The 23,693-nt window shown below is 45.8% G+C and carries 21 protein-coding genes and 1 pseudogene; 16 read left to right on the plus strand and 6 right to left on the minus strand.

The annotated features are described in order from the left end of the window. Positions 1 to 135 precede the first annotated feature (135 nt). The 9 genes and pseudogenes from FIV04_RS21510 (at position 136) to FIV04_RS21550 (ending at position 13,925) form a co-directional block, all read left to right on the plus strand. A complete protein-coding gene (locus FIV04_RS21510) occupies positions 136 to 1,764 on the plus strand; it encodes a BCCT family transporter (protein ID WP_152470474.1) in 1,629 nt (542 codons plus the stop codon). Positions 1,765 to 1,847: 83 nt separating this feature from the next. Next, positions 1,848 to 3,546 (plus strand): annotated as a pseudogene (locus FIV04_RS21515) (hypothetical protein); the annotation flags it as partial. A 74-nt stretch (positions 3,547 to 3,620) separates the two neighbouring features. After that, positions 3,621 to 4,364 (plus strand): DUF3726 domain-containing protein, encoded by a 744-nt coding sequence (locus tag FIV04_RS21520; protein ID WP_152470689.1) that lies wholly within the window; start codon positions 3,621 to 3,623, stop codon positions 4,362 to 4,364. Positions 4,365 to 4,606: 242 nt separating this feature from the next. Further along, positions 4,607 to 6,001 (plus strand): TolC family protein, encoded by a 1,395-nt coding sequence (locus FIV04_RS21525; protein ID WP_152470475.1) that lies wholly within the window; start codon positions 4,607 to 4,609, stop codon positions 5,999 to 6,001. Beyond that, positions 5,998 to 7,275: an efflux RND transporter periplasmic adaptor subunit gene (locus FIV04_RS21530; protein ID WP_152470476.1), complete on the plus strand. Its 1,278-nt coding sequence runs from the start codon at positions 5,998 to 6,000 to the stop codon at positions 7,273 to 7,275. The genes FIV04_RS21525 and FIV04_RS21530 overlap by 4 nt, the downstream gene beginning before the upstream one ends. A 1-nt stretch (position 7,276) precedes the next feature. Further along, positions 7,277 to 10,447, plus strand: a complete 3,171-nt coding sequence (locus FIV04_RS21535; RefSeq protein WP_152470477.1) for an efflux RND transporter permease subunit — start codon at positions 7,277 to 7,279, stop codon at positions 10,445 to 10,447. Between the two features lie 77 nt (positions 10,448 to 10,524). Further along, positions 10,525 to 11,208: a response regulator transcription factor gene (locus tag FIV04_RS21540; protein WP_253895467.1), complete on the plus strand. Its 684-nt coding sequence runs from the start codon at positions 10,525 to 10,527 to the stop codon at positions 11,206 to 11,208. Beyond that, complete coding sequence (locus FIV04_RS21545; protein WP_152470479.1) at positions 11,209 to 12,468, plus strand: HAMP domain-containing sensor histidine kinase; 1,260 nt, start codon at positions 11,209 to 11,211, stop codon at positions 12,466 to 12,468. A 164-nt stretch (positions 12,469 to 12,632) separates the two neighbouring features. After that, entirely contained in the window at positions 12,633 to 13,925 is a 1,293-nt protein-coding gene (locus FIV04_RS21550) for an alpha/beta fold hydrolase (protein WP_152470480.1), read from the plus strand. A 152-nt stretch (positions 13,926 to 14,077) separates the two neighbouring features. On the opposite strand, the gene FIV04_RS21555 is transcribed toward FIV04_RS21550, so the two are convergent. From FIV04_RS21555 to FIV04_RS21575, 5 genes are all read right to left on the minus strand, one after another. Continuing rightward, positions 14,078 to 14,296: a PAS factor family protein gene (locus FIV04_RS21555; RefSeq protein WP_032552405.1), complete on the minus strand. Its 219-nt coding sequence runs from the start codon at positions 14,294 to 14,296 to the stop codon at positions 14,078 to 14,080. Between the two features lie 204 nt (positions 14,297 to 14,500). Next, positions 14,501 to 16,657, minus strand: a complete 2,157-nt coding sequence (locus FIV04_RS21560; protein ID WP_152470481.1) for a c-type cytochrome — start codon at positions 16,655 to 16,657, stop codon at positions 14,501 to 14,503. Next, a complete protein-coding gene (locus FIV04_RS21565; protein ID WP_172974308.1) occupies positions 16,654 to 17,268 on the minus strand; it encodes a cbb3-type cytochrome c oxidase subunit II in 615 nt (204 codons plus the stop codon). Before FIV04_RS21565 ends, FIV04_RS21560 begins: the two co-directional genes overlap by 4 nt. Continuing rightward, positions 17,269 to 18,678, minus strand: coding sequence for a cytochrome-c oxidase, cbb3-type subunit I (gene ccoN, locus FIV04_RS21570; RefSeq protein WP_152470483.1), 1,410 nt, complete (start codon positions 18,676 to 18,678; stop codon positions 17,269 to 17,271). Positions 18,679 to 18,696: 18 nt separating this feature from the next. After that, positions 18,697 to 19,053: a cytochrome c gene (locus tag FIV04_RS21575; RefSeq protein ID WP_152470484.1), complete on the minus strand. Its 357-nt coding sequence runs from the start codon at positions 19,051 to 19,053 to the stop codon at positions 18,697 to 18,699. 327 nt (positions 19,054 to 19,380) lie between these two features. On the opposite strand from FIV04_RS21575, the gene FIV04_RS21580 reads away from it, so the two are divergent. The 7 genes from FIV04_RS21580 to FIV04_RS27020 all read left to right on the plus strand — a co-directional run bounded on the left by FIV04_RS21580 (position 19,381) and on the right by FIV04_RS27020 (position 22,866). Beyond that, positions 19,381 to 20,115 carry a nitroreductase family protein gene (locus FIV04_RS21580; RefSeq protein ID WP_152470690.1) on the plus strand — a complete coding sequence of 245 codons (735 nt, stop codon included), beginning with the start codon at positions 19,381 to 19,383 and terminating at the stop codon, positions 20,113 to 20,115. 204 nt (positions 20,116 to 20,319) lie between these two features. After that, positions 20,320 to 20,634 (plus strand): cupin domain-containing protein, encoded by a 315-nt coding sequence (locus FIV04_RS21585; RefSeq protein ID WP_150896317.1) that lies wholly within the window; start codon positions 20,320 to 20,322, stop codon positions 20,632 to 20,634. Between the two features lie 38 nt (positions 20,635 to 20,672). Then, entirely contained in the window at positions 20,673 to 20,888 is a 216-nt protein-coding gene (locus FIV04_RS21590) for a hypothetical protein (RefSeq protein ID WP_152470485.1), read from the plus strand. A gap of 30 nt (positions 20,889 to 20,918) precedes the next feature. Continuing rightward, entirely contained in the window at positions 20,919 to 21,383 is a 465-nt protein-coding gene (locus FIV04_RS21595; protein WP_152470486.1) for a GNAT family N-acetyltransferase, read from the plus strand. Between the two features lie 122 nt (positions 21,384 to 21,505). Further along, positions 21,506 to 21,802 (plus strand): hypothetical protein, encoded by a 297-nt coding sequence (locus FIV04_RS21600; RefSeq protein ID WP_152470487.1) that lies wholly within the window; start codon positions 21,506 to 21,508, stop codon positions 21,800 to 21,802. Between the two features lie 50 nt (positions 21,803 to 21,852). Next, positions 21,853 to 22,584 carry a Crp/Fnr family transcriptional regulator gene (locus tag FIV04_RS21605; protein ID WP_152470488.1) on the plus strand — a complete coding sequence of 244 codons (732 nt, stop codon included), beginning with the start codon at positions 21,853 to 21,855 and terminating at the stop codon, positions 22,582 to 22,584. Between the two features lie 132 nt (positions 22,585 to 22,716). Next, a complete protein-coding gene (locus tag FIV04_RS27020) occupies positions 22,717 to 22,866 on the plus strand; it encodes a hypothetical protein (RefSeq protein WP_172974302.1) in 150 nt (49 codons plus the stop codon). A 101-nt stretch (positions 22,867 to 22,967) separates the two neighbouring features. Here the strand turns inward: FIV04_RS27020 and FIV04_RS21610 are convergent, their stop codons facing one another. Continuing rightward, the gene (locus FIV04_RS21610) at positions 22,968 to 23,636 is read right to left on the minus strand and encodes a DUF2057 family protein (protein WP_152470489.1); all 669 of its coding nucleotides are present in this window, start codon (positions 23,634 to 23,636) and stop codon (positions 22,968 to 22,970) included. Positions 23,637 to 23,693 lie beyond the last annotated feature (57 nt).

Here is a 23,693-nt window from a genome sequence, read left to right on the forward strand (position 1 = left end):
AAAGGAAACCTTATACCAGATAGGCCTAAACATGGACTAGCCTGCCCAAGACAACAATAACAGGGCAGGTGTTAAATACACCGCTTGCAGCCATCATTGTTATGAGAGCTGCAAAGAAACCTCTGGAGTCAGAGTATGTCTGATTTAACCAATAGCGTGAAACCGAATGGTCTGGAAGCTGCGAGCATAAACGCCTCGTCGAAGAAAGACAAACAGAAGTCAGATTCGAATACAGCGAACAATACGAAGGACGTAAACAACGACAAGTTGGGATTGAGCAATCCCGCTCTATGGTACAGCGGCGGGTTCATCGCATTGTTTGTTGCCCTAGCACTTTATGATGGAGAACTCTTATCTAGCCTCGTAAACAGCGGCTTTGCATGGTCAGTGAAAGTCTTTGGCCCATATTGGCAGCTGCTCCTTCTGCTTACTTTTCTTATTGGTCTTGGCTTGGCGGCAGGGCGAACAGGCAAGGTAGTTCTTGGTGGAACAGATAAGCCTGAGATGGACGGCTTCCGCTGGATGGCAATCATCTTTTGTACACTGCTTGCTGGTGGTGGCGTGTTCTGGGCAGCAGCAGAGCCTATCGCGCACTATGTAAGTCCACCGCCTTTGTATGGCGCGCAAGAGTCTGCACAGCAAGGCGCGGTTAATGCACTATCGCAATCCTTTATGCACTGGGGCTTCTTGGCATGGGCGATTGTCGGCAGTCTAACCTCGATTGTGGTGATGCATCTTCATTATGACAAAGGTTTGCCACTGAAACCACGCATCCTACTTTACCCGGTGCTGGGTGAGCGAGCACTAAAAGGGCATACAGGGGCACTGATTGACGCTTGTTGTATTGTTGCGGTTGCGGCGGGAACCATCGGTCCAATTGGCTTCTTAGGGCTACAAGTTAGCTACGCGTTGAATGCCTTGTTCGAGATACCTGACGGCTTTACAACCCAACTTATTATCATCCTGTTTGCTATTGCTTTGTATACGCTGTCTGCACTGAGTGGCCTAAACCGTGGTATGCAATTGCTGAGTCGTTACAACGTGATTCTTGCGATGGCACTGATGGTCTACATCCTACTGTTTGGTCCAACTAACTTTATCTTCAATGGCTACATCCAAGGCGTTGGTAGCATGCTGGACAACTTCATTCCAATGGCGACCTACCGTGGTGATGAAGGCTGGTTGAGCTGGTGGACGGTGTTCTTCTGGGGCTGGTTCTTAGGCTATGGTCCAATGATGGCAATCTTTATTGCCCGTATTTCACGCGGTAGAAACATCCGCCAAATTGTGACGACGATTAGTGTTGTAGCGCCATTGGTAACTTGCTTCTGGTTCACCATTGTAGGTGGCTCTGGTCTAGCGTTTGAGATTGCTGACCCAGGTAGCGTGAGTAAGGCATTCGAAGGATTTAACTTACCGGGAGCACTGCTGGCTGTAACGCAACAGCTACCAATGCCAATGTTGGTGTCAATCTTATTCCTAATTCTAACCACGATCTTCATCGTGACGACGGGTGACTCTATGACGTACACCATCAGTGTTGTGATCAGTGGTGAGACGGAGCCAAATGCCATCATTCGTACATTCTGGGGTGTGGCTATGGGTGTGACGGCATTGATCCTCATCTCATTAGGCTCTGGCGGAATATCTGCACTGCAATCTTTCATTGTCATTACTGCAGTACCAGTTTCGTTGATTCTTTTACCATCACTTTGGAATGCGCCACAAATCGCAATCAAGATGGCAAAAGAGCAAGGTCTATAAACAAAATAATAATAATTGGGGGCGAAAGGCTCGCTCCAATTCATTCAATAACGTGAAAACTAACCCTCGGCTGGGAACGGTTAGTGATACTAAATAACTATAAAGGTGGTGAGCAAAATGGATGCACATCGTTCAACCTACACTGAATCCGAACTACGTAACGCAGAGAGTGTTATGGCGCCAGAAAGGCTAGGCGCAATGCACCAAACTCGCATCAGCTTTGTAAGAACGCTGATTCGAAAAATGGCACAACAGCAATGGCAAGTAACTAAGCACGATTGGCAACTATGTCCGAGAGGCTTTGGTCATGTGATTTACAAATTGGCGACGCCAACGCATGTTTATCACTTGGTTGTCTTCTGTGATGAGATCGCAGATGAAGAGCGTAATGACCGAGTGATTGCTGAAAAGTGGGACGTCACGTTCGCACTGGTTATCGGTGACGTCGACCAAGCACTCCTTAAACGCCTTCGAGCAAATGTTCCACTGCAGGAAGCGGGCCGTAACCCGAATAATGTTTTGGTTCTAGCGCGTGCGAATAAGAGTGTTAGAGTGTTCGAGCATATTGTGAACCACCTTGCTCAAGGCAAACAGCCAACACCAGCTGAGTTGGCAGAAGTGGGTTACATACTGAGAACTACGGCCGTATACGGCAACGGCAAGTTCGGCATTGCGGACTTCAAAGTATTAGAAAACAACCCAGACTTTAATCAGTCGTTTAGCGCTCAAATGTGTGCGGTGTATTTACTGCGTGAGTTTAGCTTGGACTGGGTACATTACCTAGCACAGCAAACTGGTGGCGATGCTGCGGTGAAGCTCGACCGAGGCTTACAGAGATATCTTGGTGTTGGTAACGCGACCGGCTTAGGTATGGCGCCGTATTTGATTAATCACCCATGCATTGTTGATCAATGGATGACCACACGTGAACATGCGCTGGCTGATGTGTTGGCACAATCGGTATCACAAGACAAACTGTATCCACTTGCGCAACTAATAAATAAGGGGATTTGCCATTTGGAGCAGGTGATCACCATCAATGATCATCAACAAGGGTTAAACCAACAGGCCGTCACTGACCTAAAAGAGTTTAACGCGTCGTTGAGTGTAAGCCTTGCTAAATGCAGAACATGGCAGCAGCTCGTTGCTCAATCTCAAAGTATGAGTCTCGAAGCCCAAGAAATACTCATTTCCTGCTTAATGGAGCTCTATCCAGACTTAGTGGATGCCCATCAAGATGAGATGAACTGTAACGAGATGCTGTCACTCCCAAGCGGCAAAAAAGTTCAGGATATTTTGGTCCTTTTAGAGGCTAAATACCGCTGGGCGATTAATACAGATTTCATCAAAGCAGAAAACAACTACTGGTTCTGGTATCGCTCACAAGACAAAGAGGAGCCAAGACTCGGTGTACGTGGAGAAGAGCCGGGCGAGGAGCGTGAACTGCCATTGGATATCGGTCGTCAAGCCTACCGTCTGTATCATGCTTTATTGCAATTCCCACCGGAGTTGTCACTAGCTGAGTTCCTAGTACAGAACCCGCAATATCGAGCGATTTCAAGACGAGTTTGGTCACTAGGGCAGAGTGCGATGGGTGACATTCAAATGAACGTACTCCACAAATCGTCACTGCCGATGCACTTATTACGCTGTAAGTTAGCGATTTTTGGCGCGACTAAATTCGACCCTCGCTCAGACCGATGGGTTCGCGTGACCTTCTTCCAAGGCGCCCCACTATTAGATGAAATCCATGAAGATGAGTGGTTATTCCCACTGTTACCAGAGCAAGTATCTTCATCAATTCAGCACAATGTTGACGCCGCTAACCATACTGACTTTGAAGGGGATAAGTAATGATGATCGTTTCTCATAATGAACTTGTCGCGGCTGTGAACAAAGCCTTTCTTGGTATGCGCCGCTGTTGCGGTGAAGCGGATGTGGTTGCCAACATGGTGGCTGATTTGCAGATGGTGGGTTTAGACGGCGTGCGTCACTTCAACAACGCCAGTAATTACATAGGGCTTGAGTCTGACACGCCAGTGGCTATTTCGGTGACCAGTGATAATACGGTAGAGGTTGACCTGCAAAAAAGCAGCGTTGCATGCCATTTACCTGTGATCATGGATTACGCGATTGAAAAAATGGTCGGTAAAAAGGCGCTCAAAATTGAGCTTCTAAACTGTCACAATCGATGGTTGGCATATAGCGAGCTTGTAAAACTCGCTTCAAAGGGTATCGCTTGTACTGCGAGTTGGGCAAATGGATCGAATCCGAAGCGTACCTTATATGTTCTAAATCGAGGTTGTGTTGCACCGGAGCTGTTCCTGTCAGACGAAGTCTCACCTCATGCCGATGATTATCACAATATGGCCATTGAGCTGTCGATTCATGACTTTGATGTGGATGAGTTATCTCAAGGGTTTGAGCAACATGTAACGTCTTCTTCTCTCGCAGAAAGTCAGAGTAATGCATGGCAGAATGGTATCGAGATTGATGAAAAAGAGTGGGGCATGTTGAAAGAAACGGCTACAGCGATACTAGTTGAAAACAGCCAACGATCTGTACAAGGTGCTGGAGAGTTGGAGCCCGAAACCATTTAAAACCGCAAGCTACTTCCATTGTTTTCTAGGAACCAATTGGAAACTTAGTGACGCTGTCACTCATATGGGCGCAATTTATAATCAAAGAGCTTAATGTCCCCTCTCAGCATTAGGCTCTTTTTCTTTTCTAACAGTATTAAACCTTTCAGCTAAACATTTTTCTGATGAATGTATTGAGGCGTTAACCCCTCCTTAACCCTGCTTACTCTATCTTAGCCGCATCTAAGTGGGAGACAGCACCAATGACGTTTCGATATTCAGTGCTTGCGATAATGTTATCCGGTCTTATGGGTTGTGCGACAACCAGTGAAGCCGACTTTTTAACGCAGGCCACAGAGCAACAAAATGAGTCCATTCAACAGTTACTTGATCGAGTAGAAACAGCTGGTGAAGAGCAGACACAACAAACAACGAACTTAATTACCGATCTCGTTAATGTACCTGAGCTAGAGCAGTATCTGACGACTGCGTTTAGCGCGAACCCAAGCCTTCAGCAGAGCATTGTAGCTCTCAAGATCGCCTATGCCCAAGAGGGGTTGAGTTTTGCTGACCAATTGCCAACGGTTAATGCCAATTTTTCAGGTGAGAAAACAGAAGGTAATGACGAGAGCTACAACGCTGATGTCACTGTAAGTTGGGAACTAGATCTATGGCAACGCCTTGCTGATGTGAGCGCGGCATCTAGAAAAGATGTTGCAGCATCTCAGGCTAGCTTACAAAACGCGACCAATCTTCTTGCTGCAAACATTATGCGTGGCTGGCTAGAGATCAGTGTTAACCAACAGTTGCTGGATATTGAGCAGCGCCGTTTAGCGATTCTTGAAAATAACGAAACATTGGTATTAGACCGCTATCAAGTCGGCTTAGGGACACTTGAGGAGCTCGACAACGCTAAAACCAGCACAGCTTCCACCCGTGCAACTGTGGCTCAATATCAAGAGAGCCTAGCGAAAAGCAAGCGGAGCTTATTGCTGTTAACAGGTGAGTTGAATACTAAGGTTACTGACGTCAATGTCGCGCAAGCGTTTCCTGATGTTCTCAATCCACTTGAAAACATGTCGGTTCAAAACCTAGCAGGTCGTCCAGATCTTCAACAAGCCTTCTTCAATATTGAAGCCGAGAGTTTGAGAACTGATGCTGCCTATAAAGCGATTCTCCCATCGTTCAGTCTTTCTGCGAGCTTAAAAGACATGGCTGAAACACCAAGTGAAGCCTTGTTTGCCAACCCTTTGTGGAGTGCGTTAGGACAGGTATCTGCGCCGCTATTCCAAGGTGGTCGTCTGAAAACCAATGCCGAGATTGCTGAACTTACAACAGAGCAAAGTTACTGGGCTTACCAAGAAACCTTGTTAACCGCTGTTAACGAGGTGGAAAACGCAATTGGGCAAGAAGGCTCATTGGCGGAACAACAACAGCACCTCCAAGCGTCGCTATCGAGTGCTAAACGAAGTGTGGTGAGCTACGAAGAGAAATACCGTCAAGGGCTGGTGGATATCTTCGATTTATTGACTGTTCAGCAGCAAGCCTATGACGTCGAGTCTCAGCTCACCAATACCACATACCAACGTCTACTTAACCGAATTGATTTAGGCTTAGCACTGGGCCTAGGTGTCGAAAATCTAGGAAACAAAGCATGAAAAGCACATTAAAAAAGAATGCAATTACGTTCGCTATCACAGTCGTGGCTGCGGGCTCTATTTTTGCTGTAGTTGCGTACAACGGCAGCCAAATGGCTCAGGCCGCTCAAGCGCAACCACAAACTAAACTTGATATTGCTGGTGAACAACCGTTGGATACACGTTCACTTCCACAGGTTGCGGTTCAGCTAACGGAAGCAGCCAGCTATCGCGCTGAAGTGGTGGGTTATGGCGAAACAAAACCCCGCTACGAGCTTGCCTTTGCCAGTGAAGTGAGCGGTCGTGTTGAGTGGTTGTCTGGTAGTTTTGAAGCAGGCTCTACCGTGAAAGAAGGTGAGCTATTGGCTAAGATCGACACAACAAGCTATCAGCAAGCCCTGACGCAAGCGAAGTCAGATGTTGCTACTGCTACTCAGGAGTTATTGGAAGAGCAGAGACAAGGCGAACAAGCTCGCTCTGAATGGGAGCGATCTGGTTTAACTGGAGAACCGAGCTCTCCACTTGTGCTTCGCGAACCACAGCTAGCGAGTGCGCAAGCTAAACTAGCGAATGCTAAGCAAGCCTTGGTCAAAGCGCAGCAAGACTTATCGAATACCGAAGTTCGATCGCCATTCGATAGCGTTGTCGTCAGCCGCGATATTCAGCCAGGCAGTTATTTAAATGCGGGCAGCAGCGTTGCGACGCTATACAGCACCGACCGCATTGAAATCGAAATTCCTTTATCAGAACAACAGTGGGCGAACCTGCCAAAAGCAGCGAAAGAAGGCAACCAACAAGGCAATGTCACTTGGAACGCGACCATTACCGACAGCACTGGCGCTTTTGAATGGCAAGCCGAGGTTGAGCGTAGCTATCAATATGTTGCTCAGAACACACGTCAGCGTTCAGTTGTATTGGTTGTCGATAAGCCGCTTGAACAAACTCAGCCACTTTTCCCAGGTACCTTTGTTACTGCGACCATTTCGGGTGCTGAAGTAGATAACTTATGGCAACTGCCTGCCTCTGCATTGTCGCAGCAAGGTGACATTTGGACTGTTGATTCACAAGGTATGTTAACTAAGTCACCAGCCGCCACGTTGTTTGAGCGCAATGAACATATCTATGTTGAACCCGTTAATAGTGAAACCGCAGTGCAAGTGGTTATGCGTCCATTAAGCAATTTTAAAGTAGGTATGAAGGTCAATCCAACGGTTGCTGAAGAGAACAGTGGCATTCAAATGGTTGAACGCAAGTTAGATTCAGCCTCAGATCGCACGACGTCAGAGGAGGGCTAATATGAGTTCGTTACCTTTAACCGACCAGCAATCAGCGTATAAGCCTAAAGGGATCATCGCGTGGTTTGCCCAAAACTCAGTAGCGGCAAATCTACTGATGCTGGGCGTTATCATGGTTGGCTTATTCTCGGTTAATAGTTTACGTAAAGAGGCATTCCCAAGCTTAGAACCTGACATCGTCACGGTGTCTGTGACCTACGACAGTGGTGACCCCGTTCAAGCGGAAGAGGGGATTGCTATGAAGATCGAAGAGGCACTTGAGACGGTATCAGGCATTAAGCACATTACCTCGACTTCTGACTCCTCAGGCAGTCACGTTTCTATCGAGAAAGAGACTAACTACGATCTTGATACCTTGCTCGATGACGTGAAAACCAAGGTTGATGCGATCAATAACCTGCCAGCCGAAGCGGACAACCCAGTTATCGACAAAGCGCGAATGCAAGAACACGCGCTGTGGGTTCAGCTCTATGGTGATACAGACCGCGCTACCTTGCAGGACCTTGCAGAGCAGCTAAAAGCGGATTTACTGAGTCAAAGTCAGATTCGTGATTTAGAGGTTAAGGCTAAGATCGATCCGATGATCTCTGTTGAGGTTAATGAGGCAAAACTGCAGGCTTATAATCTAGCGCTGACGGATGTTTCGAACGCAATTAACGCAGAGTCATCAACCAGCATAGCGACGAGCTTACGCAATGGCGATAAAACGGTTCGTCTTAAAGTGTCAGATCAGGCGTATGAGCTGCAAGATTTTAGAGCGATCCCTATTTTGAACACCGCCAATGGTGGCCAGATCGTACTTGGCGATATTGCGACGGTCAGTGATGTGTTTGAAGAGGATACCTTCAGCCTGTCTCGTTACAACCAGCAGAACTCGATTGGCATTCAGATTGTAATGGATGAATACAGTGATGTCATTAGCATCGTTGAACAGGCCGAACAAGTCGTTGAAACGTGGAAATCGAGTAACTTACTGCCAGAGAACGTTGAAATTGAGAGTTGGTACGACAAAAGCACGCTGATTAAAGAACGACTGTCTCTACTAGCGAAAAATGCTCTAACCGGTATCGCCTTAGTATTCACTGTCTTGGCTCTGTTTCTTAACATCCGAGTTGCGTTCTGGGTAGCGGCGAGCCTGCCATTTGTATTCTGTGGCACTCTGTTTTTTATGACCGATTCGTTTATGGGGCTCACAATTAATGAGATGACCACATTTGGCTTCATCATGGCACTTGGAATTGTGGTCGATGATGCGGTAGTTGTGGGAGAAAGCATTTACTCGACCCGCAGAGCAGAAGGGGACTCATTAAAGAGTACAATTGTAGGTACACATAAAGTGGCAGCGCCAACCATATTTGGTGTACTCACTACTGTGGTCGCGTTTGTTTCGATTGCCATGGTTGAAGGCAAAATGGGGCAAATCTATGCTCAGTTTGCAACCGTTGTTGCCATCTGTTTAATGCTCTCTTTGGTCGAATCTAAACTGATCTTGCCATCTCACTTGGCGCACGTGAATACTCAACGTTCAGACAAAAAAGGGATTTGGAATCGAATTCAACAAGGCGCTGATAACGGTTTAGAGTGGGTGAATAACAAGGTTTACAAGCGATTGATTAAACAAGTATTGAACTTCCGATATGCGGTTGTTCTGGGCTTTATTTCGTTATTCATTCTGGTTATTGGGATGCCATTTACCGGTAGTGTGCGTGTTGCCTTCTTCCCGGATATTGCTGGCGATACTGTTACCGCTGAAATCAGCATGTATAACGATAGTAGCTTTGGTCAAACGCAAATCAACCTGCTGCAGTTAGAAGCAAATGCTTTGGAAGTGGACAGACAATTACGATCTATTCACGGTGGTGAGTCGGGCATCTCAAGCGTACAAGTGATCGCAGAGGAAGATAAGTCGGGCAAAGTGACGATTGAACTGGACGGCGAGGCGACCTATGACTCTAACGAATTTGCTGACGTGTGGTTGGCAAACTCTGAAAATATGGAAGGCGTTAAAAAGCTCAAAGTCCTATCAATGATGGAGATGGTAGATGCCTTCAAGGCTGAACTAAAAGCCAACGATGAAGAGTTATTGAAAGAGGCAGCGAATAAACTCAAAGCCGAGTTACAAACAGTGGCTGGAGTTAGTGGCATTGACGATAACTTGGACTTGGGTGAACCTCAGTATCGCTTTGAATTGACGGATCAAGGTCGAGCGTTAGGTATGGATACCGCAACGCTAGCGCAACAAGTGTTGCAATCATTTGGTGGCGATATTGTTCAGCGTTTTCAGCGCGGCAAAGACGAAGTGAAAGTCCGTGTTCGTTATCCAGAGGAAGATCGTCAAACTCTTGCTGATATTGGCGCGTCAAAAGTGAGAACGCCAGATGGTACGGTTGTTCCATTGACGACGGTTGCTAAGGTCTACTCGGACTACCAACAATCTGAAATTACCCGTATTGATAACCAGCGTGCGGTGTACATTACGGCAGTGGTCGACAAAGATCAGGTCGCATCGAACGAGCTTGTCGCTCAGCTGAAAAACAGCATAGTGAAAGAACTCAATGCAGACTATCCGACGGTGAAAATTGACTTTACTGGTGAAGCAGAGCAGCAACAAGAGTCGACGGATTCTATGCAATCGACCTTTGTTTTGGCGCTTATTATGATCTTTGCATTACTGGCTATTCCATTGAAATCGTACGTGCAGCCGTTGATCATCATGGTCGCGATTCCATTTGGTATTGTTGGTGCCATTTTAGGGCACTGGTTGAACGACCTGACGCTGAGTATCTTGTCGCTGAATGGTATCTTGGCATTGAGCGGTGTGGTGGTGAATGACAGCTTACTGTTGGTTTCACGATTCAATGAACTGATCAAAGATAAGTCATTGAGTGTCAAAGAAGCGATCCAACAGGCTTGCACAGGGCGTTTACGAGCAGTGTTGCTGACTTCGGTGACTACTTTCGCAGGTTTGGCGCCACTGTTGAGTGAAACTTCTATGCAGGCACAGTTTCTAATTCCAGCCGCAGCGGCTCTTGGTTACGGTATTTTGTTTGCGACTGTTATCACTTTGGTTTTAACACCGTCACTGCTGTTGATTCAAAATGATGCCAATACACTGATTAGCAAGGTAAAACAAAAGCTCTTTAAGAGTGAAAATCAGCTAGAGTTGGCGTAGTACGTTACAATGATATGATGCATGTATAGCCCCGCGATTAAGCTTGTGGGGCTATTCTTAGAATGACGGAGGGATGGGTGAACAATTTACAACTTCTATTGGTTGAAGATGATCTTGACTTGGCAAAAGCGGTCATCGATTACCTTGAACTTGAAGATATATCATGTGACCACGCAGCCAATGGTTTGTCCGGTTACAATCTCATCGAAACTAACCGCTACGATGCGGTCATCCTTGACCTCAACCTGCCTAAACTCAATGGGCTAGAGGTGTGCGAAAAGATACGTTCTCAAGGTATAGATGTTCCAATTCTAATGCTAACCGCCCGTGACACCCTCGACGATAAACTCACAGGATTTTCTAAAGGTGCAGACGACTACCTCGTAAAACCTTTTGCTATGGAAGAGTTAATCGTACGCACTCAAGTTTTATCTCGTCGTCGCAGTGGGCAAGTTAATAAGCTGCGCATCGAAGATGTTGAGTTGGATTTTCAAGATAAAAGCGCCACTCGCCAAGGAAAGGCGCTTAAAGTATCGCCAACCGGAATCAAACTTCTAGAATGCTTGATGCGAGAGAGTCCAAATGCTGTATCACGTGAAAAACTGATGCAAGCTGTTTGGGGAGATGAACAGCCAGACAGCAATAGTTTAAAGGTTCACATGTTTAATCTACGAAAAGCAGTTGATGGCAAAAGCGATACCAAGCTTATCCAAACCGTTCCTGGCTACGGTTTTGCGTTTAAGCTTAATGAGGAAGTTTAGATGAAGATCCGCCCAAGTATCAGGCTCTATTTTCTTGTCGCGATGCTATTTGTTGGCAGTGCTACCATTGGTGTGCTCACTATCACCGGCATTCACTACTTCTTTGCGGGTTTAGATACCGCTATGACGGAATTCATGCGTGCACAAGCTACGGAGCTTCCATTGGGTGAAAATGACACACCAGTCCAGTTTGATGACGTGACGCTAGCGGCTAAGTGGGAAGACTTACCGATAGAGATTCAGCAAAACCTGAATCCAGAAGAGTTGATCCCGAATGAACTTCTGAAACGGATAGATGGCGTACCCATCATATCTGAGCCTGAAGCCGGTTACTTCGCAATGAAAGTGGTCGTGGATGGAGAAACGCGTTATATCTCTTTGCTGCTCAAACAAATGGATATGAACGATAAGTTTGAAAATGAGCCGCCACCGTTTATCTATATTATTTTTATTGGGCTTGGCGCTATCGTCTTCTTTTTCATCGCATTGATTTTGGTTCAGCGAAAAATAGCCTCGCCAGTGGAAGAGTTAAAGGATTGGGCAAAAGCGCTGGATAAAGAGCAGCTCACTCAACCTGTTCCGAATTTTCACTACAGTGAATTGAATGCACTCGGGGAGTTGATCAAATCTAGCTTAAGCTCGGTACAAGAGAGCTTGGAGCGAGAACAACGTTTTCTTGGGTATGCCAGTCATGAGCTGCGAACACCGATTGCGGTTACGCGAACCAATTCTGAGCTGCTGCGCAAAATGATTACTAAGCAGCTTCCTACAGAGAAACAACTCGAAGTGCTCGACCGGATCGAACGCGCGGGCTTTACCATGACTGACCTTACCGAAACGCTACTCTGGTTGAATCGTCAGGAAGGGAAGTCGTTGCCTAGTTACCCAGTCTCGTTAGGAAAGAGTATCCAACAGATAGTCGGCGAGCTTGGTTATTTGCTACAAGGTAAATCAGTGGAAGTGACCACCACCGTTGACCAAACCACGTTGGAATTGCCCGAAGGTTTGTGTCGAATTGTCATTTCAAACCTGATTCGTAACGCTTTTCAGCACACAGAAAATGGCATTGTTGAGATTACCCAAGCAGGTGATACGTTATCTATTGTGAACCGCAATACAGAACCCAAAATAGGGCGAGATGATCTCGGTTTTGGCTTGGGGTTGGAACTGACGCAGCGACTTATCGCTCAATATGGGTGGACTTATCAAACCCAGCAATCGCCTGAAGGTTGGCGAGTTGATGTCACTTTCATGAGTTAACAGGCTGGCTGTAAAAGATTTTTACGAATATTGATGATTTACAGTTTCCTATAGGGTGACTTGCGAGTATCTTGAAGTCTTGAGCTAGGTTAGGCTCAAATTTAAATATAATGATAAATACTTAGCTACAGATAATTAATCAGTCACAGATAAAGGATACTTGCGTGCAGGCACAATTCATTGATGGAACGACGCTCTACCGTCAACATAACTTTCAGCTTCCACTCGACTACAAGAACCCACAAGGTCAACAAATTCAGGTGTTTGCGCGTGAATTGGTAGATCTTTCAAAAGACAATCAAGAACTACCTTGGCTTGTTTACTTTCAAGGTGGCCCGGGCTTTCCTTCCCCAAGAATGAGTGGCGAATCGGGCTGGGTAAAACGCGCTCTACAACAGTACCGCGTGCTCTTACTAGACCAGCGCGGCACAGGTAATAGCACGGTGATTAGCCATCAAACACTGGCTCACCTTAATCCAGAACAACAAGCTGATTACCTGTCACATTTCCGAGCTGACAACATTGTGCGTGACGCTGAGGCGATTCGTGAACAATTTGGTGTCAAACAGTGGGCGACAATCGGTCAGAGCTTTGGCGGCTTTTGCACGCTGACTTACCTTTCTCTGTTTCCTCAAAGCTTACTGCGTTGTTATGTTACGGGCGGTATTCCATCAATCGAGCGTGAGGCTGACGATGTTTATCGAGCGACTTACAAGCGCGTAGAAGATAAGAATAGAGCCTTCTTCGCTCAGTTCCCGCAAGCACAAACACTGTGTCGTGAGATTGCCGATCATCTATTGACTCATGAAGTGCGTCTACCGAATGGTCAGATTTTCACGGTTGAGCAGTTCCAGTTAATTGGCATTAACCTTGGTGGCGGGGAAGCGAATCTGCCAATGTACTTCACATTAGAAAACGCCTTTGTTGATGTGGCTGGAGAAAAGCAACTGAGCTACAGCTTCTTAAATCAGATGCAACAAGAGCAGGCTTATCTCACTAATCCTATTTATGCGATTTTGCATGAGTCGATCTACTGCCAAGGTACGGCATCGCAATGGTCAGCGCATCGTGTTCGCGATGAATATCCGCATTTTAACTATAAAACAGGTGATGCGTTCTGGTTTACAGGCGAAATGGTTTACCCTTGGATGTTTGACCAATTAGAGACCCTCAAACCGTTAAAGCAAGCTGCTGAACTATTAGCTGACAAGTCAGACTGGGTTCGCTTATATGAACCGAAACAGCTTAGCGAAAACAGAGTGCCGATGGCGTGTGCAGTGTATGCAGATGATATGTACGTTGAGCTTGATTACAGCCGCGAAACTCTGGCTAAGATCCCAAATTCAAAAGCGTGGATCACCAATGAATACGAACACAATGGTATCAGAGCAGACGGTGAACGCATTCTAGATAAGTTAATGGCAATGGTTGAGTCGATCGAGAACCTACCAAAGTAACTTGCAGCTGTTTAATGGCTTGTTAGTTGCTTAAAGATTTCTTCTCAGACAACGAAAAAACGCTGCTAAATTTAGCAGCGTTTTTTTAATTCCGTTAGGGGGAAAAGGGGGTTGGGGAAAGTCGGCGTTTGTTGTTCTTAATTTTAAATAGATTATTCGCCAAGTAACTGACAAGCCGACTGTACAGCGTTGTCGATGTCAGTTAATTTTCCGGCACCAGCAGGGCCTAAAACACGAGTATAAAGTGCAGTTTGTTGTTCGAACGTCAGACCTAATTGGTTGTAAAGATCTTGACGAATTTGAGCGAATTCTTGCGGCTCTGCATTCGATAGCCCTTCAAGGGTGTTGTAAATGAGAGTGGATTTATCCATAAACTGTCCTTAGTACATCTGTTAAAAATGAAAGCATTATGCACTCTGTGTAGTATTGTTTCTGGGATTCCGATCGCAATATGTGTTAATTAATCGTTATCTTTAGTGATTGATCTCTAATGAATAATGACTCAGTAATGTAAAAAAGAGACCTTGAGCAGGTCTCTTTTGCTAGATCATGTCCTTTTAAACCAACAAATATCGTTATTTGATGTGGATATTGTTGTCTCTCCGGTCATACATATCAGGGGTTGTGTGCAACCCGCCAGCGTATCCCGCCGCTTCTAAGGTCTCTCTCACTTCTCGAACGTATTCCGGTGTAACAGGGTCGTGTCTGTCTCCTAGGTTTTTACGTACAAAGGTGATGAGTTCTGCCAAACTCTGGTCTGAGAGTACCTCTTCAAAACTGGCCATTGGCATAAAGTTTCGATCTTTGTCTAGATAGGTTGGTTGTAGGCCTCGAACCGTTACTGCAACAGTGTTAAACGGATCGCTGTGCATGATGATCGCGTTGTTTAGCAGAGTAGGGGCAATAGGGTCTCGACCTTTACCATCATCACCGTGGCAAGCCCCACAAGTTTGACGGTAGGTCGTGTAGATATCAGACTGATACGCTGCTTCATCGAACCCTTTCGGCTGCAAAGGAACTGCGTCAGGTGAAATCATGTTATGGGTATCGCCTTGTAACAGGTAATACGACATTGATTCGATATCTTCCCGCGTCATTAAGCTCAAGCTATTTTTTACCACGTCAGCCATGCCAGCAAATGCGGTGCCTTTGTCTGAGTGGCCTGTGTGTAAGAAGTCCGTTAGTGTCTTTTCATCCCATCCATCGATATAGAGCTCGTTGGCAGTAATATCTGGTGCGTTCCAACCATCGATTAAGTTTCCTTGGAATATACGTTCAGGTATCAAAGCCTGAGCGATATTTCTCGGTGTGTGACACTCAGAGCAGTGTCCGAGCCCAGCCACCCAGTATTTGCCCTGTTGCCACTTCTCGACATCTTCCACACTCTCTTTAAGTTCTTGTGGCACTTGATAGTCGATTGGGTCGGTGTCCATAAAGACAATGTTCCAGCCTAACAGTCCCAGTCTGATGTTGGATGGGAATATCATGCTGTTATCGTCATTTCGACGAGAAACCGCAGGGATTGACTGCATATATTCCCAAAGGTCTATCATGTCTTGGTCAGTGAGGTATTGATAGGAAGTGTAGGGCATTGCTGGATAGAGGTAGCCCTCTTTACCTTTACCCTTGACCAATGCATCCCTAAAGTCATCAAAATCATATCGACCGATGCCTTCACTGGCGTGAGGAGTGATATTGGTCGAGTAAACAGTACCAAACGGAGTCACAAACGGTAGACCACCTGCAAAGGGTTCGCCACCTTCTGCACTATGACAAGCGACACAATCTCCGGCATGAGCAAGGTATTCACCACGTTCAACCGAGTCCGCTTTTAAGGCAGCAAGTCTTTCTACTTCCGTATCTTCTGAATGACGGATGTAAGCGCCAAGGGCAAGAATCTCGTTTGCTGTAAGTTGCCCTTCAAAGGCTGGCATCAAGTTGTTGAGGCCGTAATTGATTGTGTGTTGTATCTCTTCGATACTGCCGCCGTGCAGCCAAATACTGTCTGAGAGATCTGGTACACCAATATCAGGGTTAGCAACAGTGCCATCAGCATGACATGAAGCGCAGTTTTGTATGAAAAGGCTCTTGCCCAATTCGACTTTGACCTCTGGCACATCAGTGTGACGCTGATTGAGAGAGGCGAGATAGTAAGACATTTTAGATATCTCATCAGGTCTCAGAATCTCACTCCAACCCGGCATGGCGCCGTTTCTGCCTTTGGCGATAGAGTGGATAATGGCATCGTCGTCACCACCGTATAACCACTCTTGATCAATGAGATTGGGGAAATGTTTCTGACCTTGAGCATTGTCTCTGTGGCATGCTGCACAATGGGTTTGAAACAGAATTTGGCCACTGGCAATAATTTCAGGTACCAAAGCTAAGGTGTTGAGATCGGTTTGAGTCTGTATTGCTATTTGCTCGTCCAGCGAGGTAGACGGGGAGCTCAATCTGTCATCGCTCTGTTGCCAATCAACTAGACCTCTCCATTCTCCCATACCGGGGTACAGCACGAGGTAACCAGCAGAAATAACAAAAGCGATGGCGTAGCTTACAAATAACAACTTAGGTGGAGGCGCGTCTTTCTCTTCAATGTTATCAAAAGTACCGACGGTATGGTCTTGGTCGGCTTTATGGTTACTGCGCCAATATTTAACAACCACAGAAACCATTAAAACAAAGAAGACTAGGGTGCAAATGATCGCCCACCAGTTCCAGAATGTACTCATGGCGACACCTCCTGTGCTGTATCTTGTCCGAGGCTTTGTAAGTAACGAATGAGCGCTTCTGCTTTGGTTTTGCCTCTTACTTGTAGCCTCGCTTCGCTGATCTCGCTATCTGTGTATGGCACACCGAGAGTTCGCAGCGTTTTCATTTTGTCCCCAATGTCATCACCTGAAAGCGTTTGTTCAAACAACCAAGGGTATGCGGGCATGATTGAAGTGGGTACGACTTGTCTAGGGTTGATGAGATGGATGACGTGCCACTGGTCAGAGTATTTTCGACCTAGGTTAGTAAGATCTGGCCCAGTACGTTTTGAGCCCCAAAGGTTCGGGAATTCATAGATGTCGTCAGCTTCTTGATTCGCGCGACCGTTGCGCTTTACCTCGGGATCGAGTGGGCGAACCATCTGTGTATGACATACATGGCACCCTTCGCTGATGTAGATATCACGGCCAGCTAACTCCAGCGCAGTGAGGGGCTTAGCTAAGCTTCCTTCGGCTATATCAGCGGTACGCACTATGTTGGGAACGACCCATACCAACAATGAGAAGGAGGCGACGACGACCGTTGTGATAATCAGGATCCAAACCGATTGAGTGAAGTCTTTGCTCATAATCTATGCCTCCTTTGCTACAAGCGCGCTCGGCATGCGAACAGTTTTGTAGAGGTTGACGGCCATCAATAGCAGACCCAACACAAACAGAGCACCGCCAAAGAAACGCAGGAACAACCACGGAGCCTTGAAGTCCATAGCTTGTACGAAGCTATAAACTAATTCGCCGTTGTCGTTTTGTGTTAGCCACATGTAGCCTTCGCCGATACCTGCAACCCACAGTGCAATGGCGTAAAGAGCAACCCCAGCATGCGCGAGCCAAAAATGCCATTTAAGTAGCCTTGGTGACCACAGTTCAGTTTTATTCCACAGTCGAGGAATGAAGTAGTAGAAGACCGCAATGCCTGACATGCCAACCCAACCTAGTGCACCTGAGTGAACGTGCCCGATAACCCATTCGGTATTGTGAGCGAGCATGTTAAACCAGCGAATCGCGAGTAGAGGGCCTTCGAATGTCGCTAAGCAGTAGTAGAGAATCGCCGAGAAAAAGAACAACAGGATATAGTTGTTTTTTAGTTTCTCTTTGTTCTGAAGCAGTGTCATGGCGCTGTTGAACGCACCCGCCCACGAAGGAAGCCAAAGAATCAATGACATCACAATGCCGATGTTTTGTACCCACACAGGAACAGAGGAGTAAATCAAATGGTGGGTTCCTGCCCAAGTATAGAAACCGACTAAGCCCCAAAAGTGGATTACCGATAGACGGTATGAGTAAATCGGACGGTCAGCGGCTTTGGGGATGAAGTAGTAGTTCATACCGATGATGCCAGCTGTAAGCAGGAAGCCAACTGCATTATGGCCCCACCACCACTGGACGATAGCGTCTTGAGCGCCGGCAAATACCGAGTACGACTTCATGGCTGAAACAGGCATAGCGAGATTATTGATGATAAAGATCATCGCGATAACGATAATGAATGCCGCGAAGAACCAGTTAGCAACAAAAATATGCCCCACCTTACGTTTGGCTATCGTGCCGAAGAAGAGAACGGCGTAAAGAACCCAAACAAAAACGATTAACAAGTCGATTGGCCACTCTAGTTCAGCGTACTCTTTAGAAGTGGTGTAGCCCGCTGGGAGTGAAATCAAAGCAAGCAATAGTACGAGCTGCCATCCCCAGAACACCATCCACGCTAAGCTTTTGTTGAAGAGTTGGCAATGTCCGGTTCGCTGAGCAATGTAAAGTGAAGTCCCCATAAGGATATTCACGACGAATCCGTAGATGACGCCGGAGGTGTGAAGTGGGCGCAGGCGACCGAATTGAAAGTACTGAGAGTCGAAATTGAGGATGGGCCAGTAGAGTTGGGCAGCGAGAATCACCCCGATTAACATTCCTAAAATGGCCCAGATGAAAGATGCCAGAATGAAGTACTTAACCACCTTCACACTGTATTGCGTTGTCACGTTATCCATAACAAGCTCCTGTAAAGGTTACTTTTCGTTGCCGAGTTGCGAGTAGAAGTAGGAGATATCCTCAATATCTTGGTCGGAAAGAGCATCAGCTTGTTGCTGCATTAAAACGGCAAGTCCACTGGTACGCTCGCGAGTTTGATAGTCTTTAAGCGATGAAATTAGATACCCCATTTTTTGACCGCGTAGATTTGGGTAGGGCTCTTGAGTTGAGATGCCGTCTTCGCCATGGCAGGTCATGCATACCTTGGCTTTCTGTTTGCCTATCTCGAATTGCTCATCGTTGCTCACAGCATGTGCTGAGGAAAAGAGAGCAGTTGTGACGACCAGAGAGGTGAATAGTGTCTTCGGATTCCATCGTTCTTGAATTAAGCTCATCACTGTTTCCTTAGAAGTGTGAAGATACATCGCTAAGTGGCCAATTCTCAGCTGCCAAGCAGCACAATCGCGTTGTTATGTGCATTTAGGTCAGATAAATGCAATTTATAAAGGTTAAGCACAGTTGTGTAGAAGTGCTAATTGGAAAGGTTTTTCTTTTAGTTGTTTTAATAGTACGTAAAGGGTGTCTGTTTCGGATTAGTTCAACTGAAAGAAAAACAACAGAAAGCGAAGTTAGAATTGAGTTGCGGCTGGGTTCGTATTAAGTATGATCAGAACTTTGCTCTTTGAGAGCTCGTTATGAGTCAACCTATTTGTGAGCCTGACATGCCGCTAGAACACCAATCCTCGACCTTTGAAACGATTGTCAATACACGTCGTTCAGTTAGAAAATACGATGCGAACGCAGAGTTTAACCATGATGATGTTGCGACAGCACTAGAGTTAACGACTTTGGCACCAAATAGCAGCAATATGCAGATGTGGGAGTTTCACCGTGTTATCTCTTCCGACAAACGTGAAAAGCTTGCTGAATATTGCATGGGCCAGAACGCGGCTAAAACGGCGAATGAGCTTGTCGTGTTTGTCGCGACAACACACAACTGGAAAGAGCGTGCACAGCGCAACGCTCAAAAAGTACGTGAGGCATTTCAAGGTCGTGAAGACGCCGCAGCAAAGCGCGCTCTCAAATATTACGAAACCTTGATTCCAATGGTTTACAACAACGACGTGTTCGGGATTCGAGGTGTTTTCCGCAAGGCCTACAGCTGGTGGCTTGGTCGCAACAAACCTATGGTGAGAGAAGTCAGTAAAACCGATGTTCGAGTTTGTTTACATAAAAGTGTTTCCCTCGCTGCAATGACTTTTATGTATGCGATGCGTGAAAAAGGGTACGACACATGTCCAATGGAAGGCTTCGATTCTAAACGAGTGAGAGCGCTGCTCGGCTTACGTGACAGTGACCAGATCACTATGATTGTGAGTTGTGGTGTCCGAACGGATGAGGGCATCTACGGTGATCGTCAAAGAGTCGAGATGGACACTGTGATAAAAAGTCACTAACACTTCAATGATGAAAACCCTACCCTGTGTGGTAGGGTTTTTTCTATCGTGAGCTCTGGCTTTCATCCACCCCCGATTCTCAATTCCTTGTCGTGATTTTCCATTCCTTGTCTTATTACGGTTGACGTCACCGTAACAAACAGACACTCTTAATATGCTTATAATCCAGTTGCTTATCTAACGGTTCGAACCTAAGGAACGACTATGCCAAACCTGTTTTCAGAGATACCCAAAGACATTCCAAATGAGATATTTGAGGATATTGTCTCTACCGAGAGTATTCGCATTGAACGTATCGTTTCTAAAGGGCAAAGTTCACCAGAAACGGGTTGGTATGACCAAGATGAACATGAATGGGTATTGGTGTTGAGTGGACAAGGGGTTATCGGTTTTGAAGATGGTTCAGAAGTGACTTTGAACTCGGGTGATTACATCAACATCAAAGCACACCAGAAGCACAAGGTTGTGCGCACGGCCGCTGATGAAGCCACTGTTTGGCTCGCTGTTTTCTATCGCTAGGTGATGTGACTGAAATAAGATGGAGTAGAGGTAACAGTATGTTTATTAAATTTGATGTGTATGGGCAAAAAATGTCGGTACAGCGCAAGGACGACGAATGGCTGCTATTTAAAGAGTCTGATACTTCCATGCGAGCAAGAGTATACGATGTTGTGATTCCATCTGACCTTAAAGAGCAAGAGTTGAGAACTTATCTTGCTGATATTTACCATGAGTTCGCAAGATCAGAGTTCCCTGATGTTGTAGAGATTTAACCGAAACAAGTGTTCAGAAAAGGCATTCTGATGATTATTCGAGAGTATCAACCCGAAGATGCAACGCATTTGTGGGATCTGTTTTTTAATACCGTGAGAAACGTAAACATCCAACATTATATTCAGGCTCAGGTTGAAGCGTGGGCACCTTCTGAATTTTCAATGGAGGTTTGGCAAAACAAGATGGATAAGATCCGTCCCTTTGTTGTTGAACTGGAAGGCGTCGTTGTTGGGTATACAGACTTGCAAGAGAGCGGGTTGATAGACCATTTCTTTTGCCACCATGAATATCAAGGACGAGGCGTCGGCCGCCAACTCATGTCACACGTATTGAACTTGGCTAAACAACAGGGGTTGAAAAGGGTCTTTTCTGAAGTAAGCATCACGGCGCGTCCTTTTTACGAGCACTTTGGATTTTCTGTAGTGAATGAACAGACTATCGAAGTCCGTGGGCAAACCATGAATAACTTTGTGATGGAAAAGCTATTAGACTAGATATTTTCAGTCTGGAATTGACGCATTTTCAGTAAATCTACGGTTGTTGCTGACAGGTCAGCTTGATAATTTTCCGGTTAGCAAAACCATTAACTTAATGGAACCTTTGAGTAAGGATCATAATGGGTTTAGAAGCCTTGTCCTTTGCCGTCGATGTACTCATTACAACTTGTTGTATGTACATTGCTTCGAAAATGTCTTTCGTATCTGCGGATTTTAAGTCCTTAGCGCTGATTGCTTTTATCGTCTCAATCATTGCACTTATTCCAAGTGTTGGAGGCATATTGAGCTTAATCTCATTTGTCTTCTTACTGACTAAAGCAACTCATTCATCCGTTGGTGATTGTGTTTGGGTTGTACTCTTCACTAAGGTCATTTCATTGTTGTTTGTTCTGTTGATTGGTAGCGCGCTTTATTAGTGTTTTGGCACTTTTGTAGTATTGACTTCGCCGCTTCTCAGGAACCTACCATGATAGACGCTCACCTTTATGACCAGATTAAATGGCCGTGTGACCTCTCCAAGATTGTGATTGAAAAACTCAAGCAAATCGCTGTACTTAAGCAGGGGATTGATGCGCTAGAAATCACGAAACGTTATCAGAATGTTCCGGGGGTCTATTACATCTTAAGCGGCTCTGCTGGTCTCTGTTTTTCGACACAAAATATGCATCACATGTCTGGTGGGGTAATTGGTAGAGGGGATTGGATAGGGGCATTAGCTGTTTACAAGGAATACCAACTGTTCGCGGTTGCTGAGGAAGTCAATCCTCTCTCTATGGTCTTCTTTCCTCGAAAAAAGGTTCGTGATTTGGCGGAAAAAGTGCCTGAAGTCTACAAGTGGTTGCTACATTGTGCGACGCAAAGCTACTCGGTGTGGATGCAAGCGTACTTGACCTCGATTCATGAAAAGGAACAGAAAACCGTTTATGTGCTGTTAGAACTTGCGGCAAGACAAACCACGGACGTCAATGATGTGGCAAGAATTGATGTTTCCCAAAGCCAGCTGAGTTCGATTACTGGAATCTCTCGCCCACGCTTGAATGAAGTCTTAAAAAACCTAGAGAAAAAGAAAGGAATTAAGACGCATCGAGGCAGGGTGGTGATCTCTGATTTCGATGTTCTTTATCATTGCATTTCACCGATGAACCTGATGTTGAGAGACCCCTCTGACAGGTTAGTGCCACAATTATCCGGCGAATAACACATAATTAATTTTTATATCAGTAAATGCTGTTTTATGTTCTTTTGGGAACATACTAGCCATCAGATTTTCTATAACTTTAGAGCTGAATACAGGAAATTATAAATCAGTGATGAGTAATAGGAAGCTTAAATGAAGATGTCAGTATTGGAATACAAAATTTGTGGTATCGGTGTATGGATAAAGGCGACGGTGTCACAACGTTGCGCTTACATGCTTGCGTTAGAGTACGAACGATTGGGGTGGCCAACCAGAATTGATGGCGAAGCTAGAGATGTGTAGAAATGAGAAAAGCTGGTATCAAACCAGCTTTTTTTATTTTAAACCTTTTCTATTGTGAACCTTGGCTTAGTGCACTTTTGAGTATCTCACACTCGTAATGGCTACTTATTCACAAACTCTTTGAAGCGTTGCTTCGTCGCGTCATCGGCTTTTTCATACCAGAAATACAGCATCTCTTCTGCAGTATTGTCCGACGCTTTTACATTCGCTGGCAGTGTTACAGGCTGAACTGGGGTATTTGCCGCTGCCGCATTAATCGTTGCTGCTGAAGCAGTTGCGCTAGCTAATGCTGCGACACCACCTTGTTTATTGTAGTTCGCTGCTTCTGTTGGGTAGTTTCGCCCAATCTGCATGCCTTTTTTCACTAATGTGTCTTCTTTGGTCTCAACTGTTTTCTGGTCTGAGTCAACAAGGCTCCATTGAAGATCTTTCATACCTTCTTTTGCCGCACTGATATTGCGGTACTTAGGCATGTTGAATGTCAGTGTAGTGTTACTCGCATCAAATGTCGCGATGATGGTGTCACTGTCGATGAATTCACGGTCGTTACCTTGATCAAAGGCTACCTGATATTGGAATACAATTTGGTTCTGACCATCTGGCAGTGTCATGGTTTTATGAGATGAGAAAAGTCCGCCATCTAGGTCTGGTTTACTTTCGTTAACCGCTAAGATGTCCACACTTGAAGGGACTTTGATTTCAACGTCTGCAGAAGCGAAAGGTGCCGCTACCAATGCAGTGATTAAGGCAATCTTTTGTGTCGTTTTCATAATCGGGCAAGTTGTTTGGAAAGAAGGAATTACAATCTCACGCACGCGCGTCGAGTT

The organism is Vibrio sp. THAF190c (assembly GCF_009363355.1).
Classification (GTDB): domain Bacteria; phylum Pseudomonadota; class Gammaproteobacteria; order Enterobacterales; family Vibrionaceae; genus Vibrio; species Vibrio fortis_A.